Source organism: Desulfurobacterium crinifex (assembly GCF_054656775.1).
Genome location: NZ_BAAHXO010000004.1, coordinates 1,550,393 through 1,563,941, shown reverse-complemented (window position 1 = coordinate 1,563,941; position 13,549 = coordinate 1,550,393). Strand labels below are relative to the sequence as shown.

Sequence of the window (13,549 nt, the reverse complement as noted above, 5' to 3'; positions counted from 1 at the left end):
ATTTTCAATTATAGGAGTGGAGAATGGCAAAGTTTGTGACTCTTGTGGTTTTAGATGGCTTCGGATATAGTCCTGAAAAAAAAGGAAATGCAATTGCTTTAGCAAATACTCCGTTCTGGGACTATCTCTGGAATACCTACCCAAGAGGTCTTCTTAAGGCATCGGGCGAAGCTGTGGGACTTCCAGAAGGTCAGATGGGAAACTCTGAAGTTGGACACATGAACATCGGTTCTGGAAGAATAGTCTGGCAGGATATAGTTAGAATTACAAAGTCTACAAAAAACGGAGACTTTTTTAAGAATCCTGTAATCAAGAAAGCAATTGATACAGCAAAAGAAAAAGATAAAAAACTTCATCTTATTGGTCTCCTTTCTGACGGTGGTGTTCACAGCCACATTGAGCACCTCTTTGCGCTCCTTGAGTTTGCAAAAAAGGAGGGGCTGGAAAAGGTTTGTGTTCATGCGATTCTTGATGGTAGAGATACGCCTCCCAAAAGTGCGGAAAAGTACTTAAGAGCTCTTATCGAGAAGATTAATGAGCTTGGTGTTGGAAAAATCGCTACAATGGGTGGTCGCTACTACTATATGGACAGAGATAAAAGGTGGGATAGAACAGAGAAAGCCTACAATGCAATGGTTTTAGGTGAGGGTTCCAAGTGTACAGATCCGATAGAAGCCCTTTTCCAGGCTTACGATAGAGGTGAAACAGATGAGTTTGTTAAACCTTACGTAATCTCTCCTGAGTGTCTTGTAGAGGATGGAGATGTTCTCTTCTTCTATAACTTCAGAGCTGACAGGATGAGACAGATAGTTTCCGCCCTTGGACTTTCTGACTTTAATGGTTTTGAGAGGAAGAAGGTTATTAAACCGTCCTACGTTGCAACAATGACTCTCTACGATGAGACCTTTCCATTTGACATAGCTTTTCCACCACAAGATCTAAAGAACGTTCTGGGAGAGGTTATATCTAAGCTTGGCTACAAGCAGTTGAGAATAGCTGAAACTGAGAAGTATGCCCATGTTACCTACTTCTTCAATGGAGGAAGGGAAGAACCTTTTCCTGGGGAAGAAAGAATCCTTGTTCCATCTCCAAAGGTTCCAACTTACGATTTGAAACCTGAGATGAGCGCTTTTGAGGTAACCGATAAGGTTGTTGAAAGAATAGAGAACGGCGATTACAGGCTTATAGTCCTGAATTTTGCAAATCCAGATATGGTTGGTCACACGGGAAACCTTGAGGCTGCAATAAAGGCGATAGAGACTGTTGACAAATGCCTAAAAAGAGTTGTTAAAGCAACGCTTGAAAAAGGGGGAATCTGTATAGTAACTGCAGACCATGGAAATGCTGAGCAGATGGTAGATCCAGAAACGGGAAATCCTTGGACTGCTCACACCACAAATTTTGTTCCTTTTGTTGTTATCAAGGGAGAGTGCGGTTCTTACGGAGTTAAGAGAAGAGAAAAGAAAGACGTTGAACTTCCGAAAGAATTTGCAGGAATTCCTGTTATAGGAATTCTTGGAGACATAGCTCCATCTATTCTTTACATTCTCGGTGAAGAAATTCCTCCTGAGATGACAGGAGATGTCATTGTAGAAGGAAGTTTCTAATTGTATTTTTCCTCCCGTTTGGGAGGGTTTCTCCCTTTAATAGTTTCCTGGAGATTTCTCTTTGAGAAACGGATTATCTATCCTTTTTTATCTTGGCGATTTTTTCTTTTAACTTTCTTTCTACAAATTCGGTAACAAACTGAGATACGTCACCGCCGTAGAAAGCTATTTCTCTGACAGCAGATGAAGAAAGGTAGGCATATTCATCAGAGGGCATGAGAAAAACAGTTTCAATTTCTGGGTAGAGTTTTCTATTGATGGAAGCCATTGTGAACTCGTGGTCCATATCCGATATGATTCTTATTCCCCTTAGTATTGCTACGGCTCCTTCTTTCTTTGCGAACTCAACAAGAAGGGAGCTGAACGTTTTTACTTTTACTTTGTTGTAAAGTCCTATCTCTTTAAGGCTTTCTTCAAACATTTCCTTTCGTTCTTCAAGAGAAAATAGAGGTTTTTTCTTTGGATTTTCGGCAATTCCAATAATCAGTTCCTGGAATATCTCTACTCCACGTTTTACTATGTCGAGGTGTCCAAGAGTAACCGGATCAAAGGTTCCGGGGTAGATTGCCTTTTTGATCATTTTGCTCCTTTCAGATAACCTTGTCGGGAGTTTCGGGATATTCTACAAAAATTTTTCTATTTCTGCCTCTATGAACCCAATAGCTTAAATAATGAAAATCTTATATTCAGCCTAACTTATATAAAAAAAATATTATCCATATTTAGAAATTTCGAAACTCTTGACTTAATCAATTAATTTTTATATAAATTCCTTAACATGTTAGCAAGGAGGTGGATAGATTGGAGTTTCATATAGATAAGGCAAAAGTGCTTCCAAAGAGCAATTTTCGAACTTTCCTTGAAGGATTAAAGAATTTTGGTGTTCTAATAGCCCCTAAGAAGAAAAAAGAAAAGTTCTTTTTTGACGTTATAGATGACACATCTGAAGTTGAGGTTAATTACACTCGAACTATTTTACCTCCAAAAAAGTTTCTCATTCCCTATAGAAGAGAACGTTTCTCTTATGATGTTGAGACCTTAGAGTTCAAAGATAACTTTACTCCTGAAAATCAGGTGATTTTTGGAATTCATTCATGCGATCTTCACGGTATCTCAATACTCGACTCAGTCTATCTTAAAGAAAATCCAGATCCCCGATACTTAGAGGTAAGGAAAAGGACTGTACTGATAGGACTTTCTTGTAAACCTGATGACTTTTGTTTCTGCCTTTCTACAGGGACAGCTTTTCCGGATGGTACAAACTGGGATCTCTTCCTTACAGATATTGGAAATGATTACTTTGTGACAATTGGAAGTCCTAAAGGAGATGAGATTATCATCTCTTTGAAAGGGCTCTTCAGGGAGATAACGAAGGAAGATCTGTCCCTCTATAAGAAGAGTACCTCTCAAAAGAAGTTTCTCTTTAATCTTGATAAACTCCCAGATCTTGGAAGAATTTCTCAGGTGATAGAGCTTGAGTACGATTCAGAGGTCTGGGAAGAAGAGGCAAAGAAATGTCTTGGGTGTGGAACCTGTACAAACGTCTGTCCAACCTGTTTCTGTTACACAGCAGTTGATATTCCAGATCTTAATGGAAAGAAGATTTCAAGAGTTGAATTCACAACTTCTTGCCAGTATCCCTACTACTCCTTAGTTGCTGGTGGTCATTACTTCAAACCGCAGCGTTCTGCCCGGTTCAAGCACCGTTACTACCACAAGTTTGTTGGCTATTCCTATCAAATAGAGAAACTTGGCTGTGTTGGTTGCGGCAGGTGTTCTGCGGAGTGTCCGGCAAAGATAAGTATGGTTGAGACTATCAAAAAGCTTAGGGGTGTTGAAGATGAAAAAGAGCTTCGAGAAGCTTTTAACGAAACCTCTACCGATTAATCCGTTTAAGCCAGAGAAAGCTCTTATAACGGATATTGAGGATTTAGCTCCTGACCATAAGAAGTTCTCGTTTGTCTTTTTGAATGAAGAGGTTAATGAGAAGTGGAGCCACATCCCAGGCCAGTTTGTAATGCTCACAGTTCCCAAGGCTGGAGAGATTCCGATTTCCATCTGCTCTTCTCCCACAAGGAAGGGAACAATTGAGTTAACTGTCAGAAAGGTCGGAAGAAAAACGGAAGTTCTTCATAGGATGAAGCCCGGAGACTTAGTGGCAATAAGAGGCCCTTACGGTAATGGTTTTCCTGTAGAGATAATGGAAGGGCATAACGTCTTAATAATTGCCGGGGGACTTGGTATTGCCCCACTTCGTTCTCTTATATGGTATATACTTGATAAAAGACATCTTTATAAAGATGTTTACATTCTCTACGGAACGAGAAACTATGAGAGTGTCCTTTACAAGGAAGAATTAAGAAGACTAAAAGAAAGAAACGATATTAAGTGTCTTTACATTCTTGATAAGTTTAAAAGTGAAGAAGATAAAAAGTGGACAGACAGGGAAGGTCTTATAACGACTCTTATTCCTGAAGTTGCTCTCGATCCACAGGAGACTTTTGTTGCCGTTTGTGGCCCTCCAGTTGCTTACAGGTTTATTGGAAAGGAGCTCATAAAAAACGGTTATCCTGAAAGCCAAGTTTTTGTTTCATTGGAAAGAAAGATGGAATGTGGAATTGGGAAATGTGGTCACTGTCAGATAGGTTACAAGTTTGCCTGTGTTGATGGTCCAATCTTTCCCTTGTGGGATACAAAAAACCTTCCGGAGATGATCTGATGGTGAAGATTGGAGTTATGGGGTTAACCGGGTGTTCAGGCTGTCAGTGTGAGATCCTCAACTGTGAGGACGCCATATACAAACTTCTTGGAAAGGTTGAGTTTAGTTATTTTCCATTGGCTCAAGATAGTAACTCCTTTGAGGAGTTTGATGTTCTTTTCGTTGAGGGATCTGTAACGACAGATCTTGACGAAGAAAAGGTCAGGAAAGGAAGGGAAATTTCTAAGATCCTTGTTGCCATAGGAAGTTGTGCCTGTTACGGAGGAGTTCAGTCTCAGAGGAACGATGAGGTTACTATCGAAGAGATGCTGAAAGAGGTTTATGGAACCACAGAACTCTCTGTAAAGGTCTCAAAACCAAAGGCAGTTTCTGAGATTGTTGAGGTTGATTACGAGCTTCCTGGTTGTCCTTTAGACAAGAGACAGTTTGTTTATACAGTTGCCTTTTTGCTAAACGGCGTGAAACCTTTCTTCCCAAAGATACCTGTCTGCCACGAGTGTAAGCTCTCTGAGACTGAGTGTTTAACTCTTAAAGGAATTCCATGTCAAGGTCCAATCACCTTTGCCGGATGTGGAGCTCCATGCACTGTTTCCGGAGTTGGATGTCAGGGATGTAGAGGAGATTGTGACTTTCCAAACTATGAGGAGATGATTTCTATCTTGAAGAAAAATGGTCTCTTTGAAGAAGATGCTTTCAGGTTCGTAAAGGTCTTCAGAGGAAAACAAGCTCAGGATGGAATTTCAAAACTCATTTCGAGGGGTGCTTTGGATGAAAAAGGAGCTTAATATAAACCATCTTACTCGTGTTGAAGGACACGGTGCAGTTAACATTGTTTTTGAAAATGAAAGATTAAAAGAGATAAAACTAAGATTTACAGAGGGTCCCAGGTTTTTTGAGTATATTACAAGGGAAAGACTTTATACAGAAATTCCCAAAATAGTTTCAAGGATTTGTGGGATCTGCTACGTTTCTCATAGACTTGCTTCTATATCTGCGATTGAGGATGCCTTTGGAGTAGAAGTTACTCCAGAAATAGAACTTTTAAGAAGGCTTTTGGTAGTAGGCGAGTACCTTGAAAGTCATGCTCTACACCTTTACTTCTTAGCCCTTCCTGACTACATGGGGTATCCGTCAACCCTCGCGATGGCAAAAGATTATCCAAATGTCGTTAAAAGGGGATTTTTCCTAAAAGATGTTGGAAACAAAATTATGAAGTTAATTGGTGGAAAAACCATTCATGGAGAGAACATACTTCCTGGAGGTTTCAAGTCTGTTCCTTCAAAAGAGCAACTTCAAAAGGTTCAGGATGACCTTTATAAGGTTATCCCAGAGATAAAGGCAACAATTTCCCTCTTTGATTCTTTTGAGTATCCGAAGTTTAATGAAAAATATCCTCTATCTCTCTGTATAGATGGCGACAGATTCACCCTTATGGGGGACAATCTTGCTCTTTCTGATGGAACACTATTTACAAAGAAAGAGTATGAACTCTTTGTAGAGGAAAAAACTTCTACTTACAGCACTGCAAAATATTCAACCGTTAAAGGGAAACCTTTCCTTATAGGACCGCTATCAAGGATTAACTACCATCTTGATAACCTGAGATCCGAAACGAAAGAGGTTGTTTCACTCCTTGAAACATCTTTCCCTTCCGATAATTCTCTTCACGCAAATGTTGCAAGGGCAGTTGAGATGCTTGAGCTTGCCCTTGAGGGAATAGAAGTTACCCAGATGCTTATTAACTCTTATCCGTTTAGGGGAGAAGTTGAAGTAAAGCCAAAAGCAGGAACTGGTTACGGAGTTAAAGAAGCTCCAAGGGGAACTCTCTACCACAAGTACACCTTTGATGAATCTGGAAGATGTGTTTCTGCAAACATAATTACTCCGACAGCCCAGCTACAGGCAATAATAGAGAAGGATTTAGGAGACCTTGTAGGCCTTTCTCCTGATGCAGATGATTTGGAGCTAAAGAAAAGAGCAGAGATGCTCATACGTGCTTACGATCCCTGAATTGCTTGTGCTGTCCACCAGTTCGGTGGGGAAAACGAAGAATTCATAAAGGTTGTCAGGAGATAGGAATGGTAAAGAGTTATTTGGTTGAAACGTGCAGACTTTTTGATGAGTTTAACGAAAAGGAGAAAGAATTACTTTCAGAAATTTTCAACGAAATTGAGTTTCAAAAAGGAGATGTCATCTTTGATCAGGGAGATAAGGCAGAGGAGGTTCTTTTTGTCAGAGAAGGAAGAATCGGTCTTTACAGGAGCGACAACTTTGGAAACTGGACAAAAGTTGCTTTAGTTAATGGAGGAACGCCTCTCGGAGAGTGCGCTTTCTTTCTTGAAACGTTTCACTCTTTGCGTGCTGTTGCAGAAACAGATGTAAAAACTTTATCTTTATCTAAGGAAAGCTATTCATATTTAAAAGAAGAGTATATCCAGATAGCAATTAAACTTCTTGAAGTCGTCACAAATGTAATTTCCGTAAGACTGAAAGAAGAAGATAAGAAGTTTGCAGATATTTTCTGTTTCTTTAGAACCGTAGGAGGTGAAAAATGGCGCAAATAGTTGGACTTCTTGTTGTCCTTCCGTGGATTTTTGCGCTGGCAGTGTTCTTATCTCCCAACCACAGACTCAGGCAGATTCTAACTTTTCTATCACTGCCAGTTTTAACCTATCTTGCATTTAAGGTTTGGAACGGTAACCTGCCTTTCTTTGTTGAAACACCCCACTGGGTAGAAACAGCCATAACTGTATTTGACTACCTGCTTCTTGGTTACTTCCTCTATCAGGGAATTAAGTTTAGAAACTTCCTTGTTTCAGTTCTTGCGATTGCTCAGCTTTTCCTCTTGACCTGGGTTCTTCTCATTCTACCCCATTCGACAACTCCACCAATCTACGTAGATAGACTTACATCTTTTATGTATCTCTTAGTCGCAACCGTAGGAACAATCATTTGTATCTATGCGACTAAATACATGGAACAGGAAAACCTTGATAGAGAAAACCGATTTGTGGCGATTCTTCTATGGTTCTTGGGAGTAATGAACCTTATTGCTTCAGTTAATAACCTTGAATGGTTCTTTGCTCTTTTCGAGACAACAACACTTGCTTCTTACATACTTATCAGATTTAGATGGGATGAAATCTCTGTTAAGAATGCACTAAGAGCTCTTTGGATGAACCAAGTAGGTGGTATTGCCATTTTGATAGGTATTCTTTTCGCGATTAAGTATTACAACGTTTATAACTTCACAGACATCTTGAATATTAATGCTGCTGCTATTTCTATGATACCTCTCGGATTCCTCTCTATTTCTGCTCTTGTTAAAGGTGCACAAATGCCTTTCCATAAGTGGTTACTTGGGGCAATGGTTGCACCTACTCCAGTTAGTGCGATTCTTCACTCTGCAACGATGGTGAAAATTGCTCCTTATCTGATTCTTAGAATCTCACCAGTAATAAAAGGCACTCTTCTTGCAAAGCTTCTCATTACAACAACGGGGTTTGTTTTTGTAGCTGCGGGACTTTTAGCTCTTACCCAGAACAACTTTAAAAAGATCCTTGCTTACTCAACGATTTCCTTGCTTGGATTGATGATGCTTACAGCAAGTATGGGTAGCTCGATAGCTATTCTTGCTTCCATTTTACTTATTCTATTCCATGGAATTGTGAAGGCTCTCCTCTTCCTTGAAGCTGGAATCATGGAAAAAGAGTTCCATGTCAAGTACATAGAAGAAATGAGAAGACTTATAGAAAAAGCTCCTATTACTGTTTTCTTCATTGTGCTTGGATTTATGAGTATGACAATTGTTCCTTATGGTATTTTCATTGCTAAGTGGATTACCTTAGAAGAGGCTTCCAACTTCATTTCTCACGGTGCTTACATTGCTTCAATAATCTTTATTACCATTGGTGGAGTCATACTTACACTGCTTTACTTTAAAGTTATCGGGGTTATTAGCAGAAAGAGTGGAGAATTTGTAAGCTTTAAGCTTGAGAAACTACCATTTATCTATATGTTTACTACGGGGCTGTATGTAATTTCCACCATTGTAGGTTCTCTCTTTATTGCTCGTCTTTCCACAGATTTTGTAAATCTTGTTGTTAAAGACATAACCGGTGAATTTGCAAATATAAAAGCTGAAGGTTTAACTCTTATTACTCCTGTATCTCAGATCTACGACTGGCAGATTATAGGAGCTATTATTCTACTCATGATAGTTCCTATCTTTGCCTACTTCATTCACTTTAAAGCAGACAAGGTTTATGAATATACCTGTGGAGAGAATATTCCACTAAATATTGGAACCTACAACTTCTGCTGTGTTTCCAGAATAGAACCCTTTGTAGAGACTATTGCTATTGCCTTCTTTGTTCTTACTCTTATCCTGGGAGGTGGTCTGGTATGAGCAAGGAACTTTCACTGATTTTGACTCTTCTTTCCCCGTTTATCGGTGGATTGGTATACGGTTTTGAGAGAATTGTTAGAGCAAGAATGCAAAACCGCCAAGGGCCTCCTCTTCTTCAGCCTTTCTATGACTTTTTCAAGCTGATGGATAAAAGATCCATCATGATTCACTCATTCCATGCATTCATGGGAATCATGTATCTGATAGGAACTTGGTTTTCTCTTTACGTTCTCCTTTCCGGAGGAGATATTTTAATTGCTATCTTCTTCCACGTTCTTTCTCTTGCTTTCCTTGTAATAGGTGGTTTTAGTGTAAGGTCTCCTTATTCGGTCGTTGGAGCTATGAGAGAGCTAATCCACATGCTTGCCTATGAGCCTATTTTTGTTCTTGCTGCTGTGGGACTTTACCTTGTAACAGGTACTTTCCAAGTTTCAGAACTTCTTAAAACAGACACTGTTCCTATCTTAACACTTCCTCTCGTATTTATCGCTTTCCTTCTTTCTTTACCTGCTGTTTTGAAAAAATCTCCATTTGACATTGCTGAAGCTCATCAGGAAATTATAGGTGGACCTGAAATAGAGTATTCAGGCAAGTTCTACGAAGCTGTATATACAGCCAAGTGGATTGAGTACGTTTATGCGTTCTTCTTTGTATTCCTCTTTGCCGGAAGTAACTACTTCCTTGGAGCAGTTTTAGTAGTCCTGTCTTTCTTTATCGTTAACCTTATCGATAATGCAACAGCAAGAGTGAACTTCAGGCAAATGGTGTCTTTCCACTGGTATATTCTTATTCCTCTTGTTGTTATTAATCTTATGCTATTAGCACTCTGGAGGGCTTAAGATGAACCTAAAAAAGTATAGAAAAAAGTCTCCATGGATACTCCACTATAACACAGGAAGTTGTAACGGTTGCGACGTTGAAATTTTGGCGTGTCTTGCTCCAAAGTATGACCTTGAAAGATTTGGAATTTTAAACAGAGGAAATCCAAAGCAGTCAGATATCCTCTTAGTTACTGGACCAGTAACTAAGAGAGCCAGAGAGAGACTAATAAGACTCTATATGGAAATGCCTGAACCAAAAGTTGTCGTTGCAGTTGGAGCTTGTGCCTGCACAGGAGGCGTCTTCAGGGGAATGTACAACGTTGAGAACGGTGTCGATAAGTTCATTCCTGTTGATGTTTATGTTCCGGGATGTGCTGCAAGACCGGAAAACATTATTGATGGTGTTGTTAGAGCTCTTGAGATTTTAGAGAAGAAGAAGAAGAAAGACCTTCAGCTTACCAGGAGATGTGCTGGTGATATTGAGTACGTTTTAGGAAAGCAGCTTAATAGGAGAAAGATTGTTGCTGAAGGTATTAGGAGGTGCTATGAAGGTAGAAGAGATTAAAGTTCCTCTCAGAGATGTTAGAAGGGCAATTAGGGATTTTTACAACCCTGAAGAGTGGCATTTTATCACCGTAAATGGAACGGACATTGGTGGAAAAGTAGAACTTAAATGGTTCTTTGCTAAGTACGGCGAGGAAGAGGTTTTCAAAGTCTTTACTGCTGAAGCAAATTACGATGATGAGGTTCCTACTATAACCTACATTATTCCTTCTGCCTGGATATCCGAATGGGAACTTGCAGACCTTTTGGGTCTTAACGTAGAAGGAGCTAAGAAGGGACTCTTTCTTGAGCCAGATAGTCCAAAAGCACCTTTAAGGAGAGGCTAAGATGGGAAACAGGATAACTATTCCGTTTGGTAGTCAGCACGTAGCACTTCCAGAGCCAATAAGGTTTGTCTTTCAAACAGAAAATGAGAAGATAGTTGATGTCGAAGTTGATGTTGGTTATGTCCATAGAGGAATTGAAAAAGCCTGTATGACAAAATTCAAGTATACACAAATAGGTTATGTTGTTGCAAGAGTTTGTGGTCTTTGTGCTATTTCGCATACCTTAGGATATGTAACGGCTGTCGAAAGATTAATGGAAATTGAAGTACCTAAGAAAGCCCTATATCTAAGACTTTTAGTAAGCGAACTTGATCGTATTCATTCCCACTTACTTGCTATGGGACACTTAGCAGAGGTTGCTGGATATGAAAACCTCTTTATGCATACCTTTAGAGATAGAGAACTTGTAATGGAGCTCCAAGAGCTTGTTACTGGAAATAGAATTCAATTTGATTACGCAACTATTGGAGGAGTAAATAGAGATCTCACTCCTGAAGTTGAAAAAGAATTAAGGGAGAAATTAAAGGCTCTACAAGAAAGGTGTCTATGGCTGAAAGATGTTTTTGAAAACGACTACACGATAAAACTTAGATGGAAAGGAGTAGGAGTTATTACTCCGAAAATGGCAAAGGAACTTAATGTTGTTGGGCCACCTGCTCGAGCTTCAGAACTTGCAACAGACGTAAGAAACGAGTTTAACTATCTGCCTTTTAAAGAGGTTGGATACAAATTGATTACAATGAAAGGTGGAAATATATACGCAAGAAATATGGTAAGAGCAGAGGAAACTTTAAATTCCTTAGATATGCTATTTAACATATTAGATGGAATGCCTGAGGGTGACATAAAGGTTCCAGTTAAGGGACTTCCTGAAGGTGAAACCTTTGTAAGAATAGAAGCGCCAAGAGGAGAGCTCTTCTACTACGTGAAAGCCAGTAAGAAAATGATTTTAGATAGGCTTAGAATAAGAGTTCCAACATTTGCGAACATTCCTGTGATGAAAGAACTATTCATCGGAATGGACTACGCAGATGTTCCAGCAACGGTTATAAGTTTTGACCCATGTTTATCTTGTACTGCGAGGTAAGAAGGATGAGAGGGATTTTCTTTGTTCTCTCTCTCCTTCTGACTTTTCAGATTGCTTTTGCGTGTAGTAGTGACTGTTACCAGTGTCACAGCAATATTCCGAAGGATAGAGAACATAAAGTTCTAAATACCTGTACAAACTGTCATCCTACTCACTTTGAATCTGCTTTTAACAGTAAGTGCGGAGCGGACTGTTTTGAGTGTCATTCCATTAAAAAGGTTATGGAGCTTTCTGATGCTCATAAAGTTTTGGAAAGGTGCATAGGATGTCATGAAAAACTTAGAAACTCTGAAGAAAATGACCTCTACAATAGATTGCTCAATTAGGAGGAAACTATGAAAGACATGCTTATAGAATCTTTAAAGAATCTTTTTAAAAAGCCTGCGACTGTTAAATATCCTTTGGAACCGTCACCAACTCCACCAAACTATAGGGGACTTATAGTTTATAAGAAGGAGCTCTGTATCTTCTGTACTAAGTGTGAAATGGTCTGTCCTCCAGGAGCAATAAGGTTCACCTACAACGAAGACGGTTCAAAAGAGTTCCACTATAATCCATACCTCTGTATCTATTGTGGTGAATGCGTAAGGGCATGCCCAAAGCCTGGTTGCCTTATACAGGTAGAGGACACTGCACCTCCTGCAACTGAAGAGGAGCTTCCAAATTGGGATAGTCTTGAGAAAAAGGCTGATGAATCAAAGAAAAAGTGGTTACAAGCGAGAAAGAAGAAAAAGTCGTAACATCTTCTTTCAAAAAGGCTCAAATGTAATAGACAGGTTTTTTTAAGGCGGTTGTCTCCGCCATATTTTTTTCTTTACTGCAGTTTTCTTACTTAACAAAGGGGATTAGGGGGATTTACAAGTCATAAGTTTAATAATTCCTTGTCATCCCCTTTACAAAAGGGGATATGGCTATATGGATATAACTACTCACCACTCACTGCTCCCCATTCACTACTTGCTGCTCACTAAAACCCCTTTGAAGAGGAATACCGTATCACCGTTGGGAAAAGGTGCATGTTAAAAAAATGTTAAAATAAAGCGGCTTTTAAAACAAACTTTTGCAGGAGGGAAAGTTGGATAGAAAAAAGATAACAATAGTTGGCGCAGGAAATATCGGTTCAACCCTTGCATTGCTTCTTGCAAGAAGAGAAACTGCAGATATTACTCTGATCGATATAAACGAAGGAGTTGCAAAGGGAAAAGCTCTCGATATTATGGAAGCCTCTCCAATTCTTGGTTTTAATGCCCACGTTGTTGGAACAGGAAACTATGAAGATACTGCAAATTCCGACGTTGTAATTATTACAGCAGGTTTTCCAAGAAAGCCTGGAATGAGCAGAGATGACCTTCTCTTTAAAAACTTTGAGGTTGTTAAAAGCGTTTCTGAACAGATTAAGAAGTACTCTCCAAACGCTTTTGTTATTGTTGTTACAAATCCTCTCGATGCAATGACTTATACAGCTTTGAAAGTTACGGGTTTCCCAAAAGAAAGAGTTATGGGAATGGCAGGAGTTCTTGACTCTGCCAGATTTGCCTACTTTATTTCAGAAAAGACTAAAATTTCAGTTGAAAACATAAGAGCTTTTGTCATAGGTGGTCACGGTGACGATATGGTTCCTCTCAAAGGATACACGACGATAAGTGGTATACCAATTACAAAGTTTTTATCAGAAGAAGAGCTAAACGAGCTAATTGAGAGAACTCGTTTTGGTGGTGGTGAGATTGTACAGCTTCTCAAAACAGGAAGTGCCTTTTACGCTCCTGCTGCATCAATTCTCGAAATGGTTATTTCTATTCTTTGGAATAAAAGAAAAATTTTATCTGCCAGTGTTTATCTTGATGGTGAAGTAGGAGAATACTACGGAGCTTCTGGACTATGTGTTGGTGTTCCTATAATCCTTGGTAAAGAAGGTGTTGAAGATATCCTCAAGCTTGAACTTTCAGACGAAGAGTGGCAGCAATGGAGAAAGTCTGTTGAATCTGTAAGAAAGCTTGTGGAAAAACTTCCTCTTTAG

15 protein-coding genes are annotated in these 13,549 nt (G+C 39.4%); 14 read left to right on the top strand and 1 reads right to left on the bottom strand.

Annotation, left to right across the window (positions count from 1 at the left end):
• Nucleotides 1-23: 23 nt before the first annotated feature.
• A complete protein-coding gene (gpmI, locus tag ACYQ3A_RS10115; RefSeq protein ID WP_459897183.1) occupies nt 24-1,607 on the top strand; it encodes a 2,3-bisphosphoglycerate-independent phosphoglycerate mutase in 1,584 nt (527 codons plus the stop codon).
• Between the two features lie 73 nt (nt 1,608-1,680).
• Here the strand turns inward: gpmI and coaD are convergent, their stop codons facing one another.
• The gene (coaD, locus tag ACYQ3A_RS10110; RefSeq protein ID WP_459897182.1) at nt 1,681-2,187 is read right to left on the bottom strand and encodes a pantetheine-phosphate adenylyltransferase; all 507 of its coding nucleotides are present in this window, start codon (nt 2,185-2,187) and stop codon (nt 1,681-1,683) included.
• Nucleotides 2,188-2,408: 221 nt separating this feature from the next.
• Here coaD and ACYQ3A_RS10105 point away from each other — a divergent pair, with 221 nt between their 5' ends.
• From ACYQ3A_RS10105 to mdh, 13 genes are all read left to right on the top strand, one after another.
• The gene (locus ACYQ3A_RS10105; RefSeq protein ID WP_459897181.1) at nt 2,409-3,494 is read left to right on the top strand and encodes a 4Fe-4S dicluster domain-containing protein; all 1,086 of its coding nucleotides are present in this window, start codon (nt 2,409-2,411) and stop codon (nt 3,492-3,494) included.
• The gene (locus ACYQ3A_RS10100) at nt 3,448-4,326 is read left to right on the top strand and encodes an FAD/NAD(P)-binding protein (protein ID WP_459897179.1); all 879 of its coding nucleotides are present in this window, start codon (nt 3,448-3,450) and stop codon (nt 4,324-4,326) included. Before ACYQ3A_RS10105 ends, ACYQ3A_RS10100 begins: the two co-directional genes overlap by 47 nt.
• On the top strand, nt 4,326-5,111 hold the full coding sequence (locus tag ACYQ3A_RS10095; protein WP_459897178.1) for an NADH-quinone oxidoreductase subunit B family protein: 786 nt from the start codon (nt 4,326-4,328) through the stop codon (nt 5,109-5,111). Before ACYQ3A_RS10100 ends, ACYQ3A_RS10095 begins: the two co-directional genes overlap by 1 nt.
• Nucleotides 5,095-6,336 (top strand): Ni/Fe hydrogenase subunit alpha, encoded by a 1,242-nt coding sequence (locus ACYQ3A_RS10090; RefSeq protein WP_459897177.1) that lies wholly within the window; start codon nt 5,095-5,097, stop codon nt 6,334-6,336. Before ACYQ3A_RS10095 ends, ACYQ3A_RS10090 begins: the two co-directional genes overlap by 17 nt.
• 68 nt (nt 6,337-6,404) lie before the next feature.
• Entirely contained in the window at nt 6,405-6,890 is a 486-nt protein-coding gene (locus ACYQ3A_RS10085; RefSeq protein ID WP_459897176.1) for a Crp/Fnr family transcriptional regulator, read from the top strand.
• A complete protein-coding gene (locus ACYQ3A_RS10080; protein ID WP_459897175.1) occupies nt 6,878-8,734 on the top strand; it encodes a proton-conducting transporter transmembrane domain-containing protein in 1,857 nt (618 codons plus the stop codon). Before ACYQ3A_RS10085 ends, ACYQ3A_RS10080 begins: the two co-directional genes overlap by 13 nt.
• Nucleotides 8,731-9,573, top strand: a complete 843-nt coding sequence (locus tag ACYQ3A_RS10075) for a complex I subunit 1 family protein (RefSeq protein ID WP_459897173.1) — start codon at nt 8,731-8,733, stop codon at nt 9,571-9,573. Before ACYQ3A_RS10080 ends, ACYQ3A_RS10075 begins: the two co-directional genes overlap by 4 nt.
• A gap of 1 nt (nt 9,574) precedes the next feature.
• Nucleotides 9,575-10,120, top strand: a complete 546-nt coding sequence (locus ACYQ3A_RS10070) for an NADH-quinone oxidoreductase subunit B family protein (protein ID WP_459897171.1) — start codon at nt 9,575-9,577, stop codon at nt 10,118-10,120.
• A complete protein-coding gene (locus ACYQ3A_RS10065; RefSeq protein WP_459897170.1) occupies nt 10,101-10,445 on the top strand; it encodes an NADH-quinone oxidoreductase subunit C in 345 nt (114 codons plus the stop codon). Before ACYQ3A_RS10070 ends, ACYQ3A_RS10065 begins: the two co-directional genes overlap by 20 nt.
• Nucleotide 10,446: 1 nt before the next feature.
• The gene (locus ACYQ3A_RS10060; RefSeq protein WP_459897169.1) at nt 10,447-11,532 is read left to right on the top strand and encodes a hydrogenase large subunit; all 1,086 of its coding nucleotides are present in this window, start codon (nt 10,447-10,449) and stop codon (nt 11,530-11,532) included.
• A gap of 5 nt (nt 11,533-11,537) precedes the next feature.
• Nucleotides 11,538-11,858 carry a hypothetical protein gene (locus ACYQ3A_RS10055; RefSeq protein WP_459897168.1) on the top strand — a complete coding sequence of 107 codons (321 nt, stop codon included), beginning with the start codon at nt 11,538-11,540 and terminating at the stop codon, nt 11,856-11,858.
• 9 nt (nt 11,859-11,867) lie between these two features.
• Entirely contained in the window at nt 11,868-12,272 is a 405-nt protein-coding gene (locus ACYQ3A_RS10050) for a 4Fe-4S binding protein (protein ID WP_459897167.1), read from the top strand.
• Nucleotides 12,273-12,607: 335 nt separating this feature from the next.
• Entirely contained in the window at nt 12,608-13,549 is a 942-nt protein-coding gene (gene mdh / locus ACYQ3A_RS10045; RefSeq protein WP_459897166.1) for a malate dehydrogenase, read from the top strand.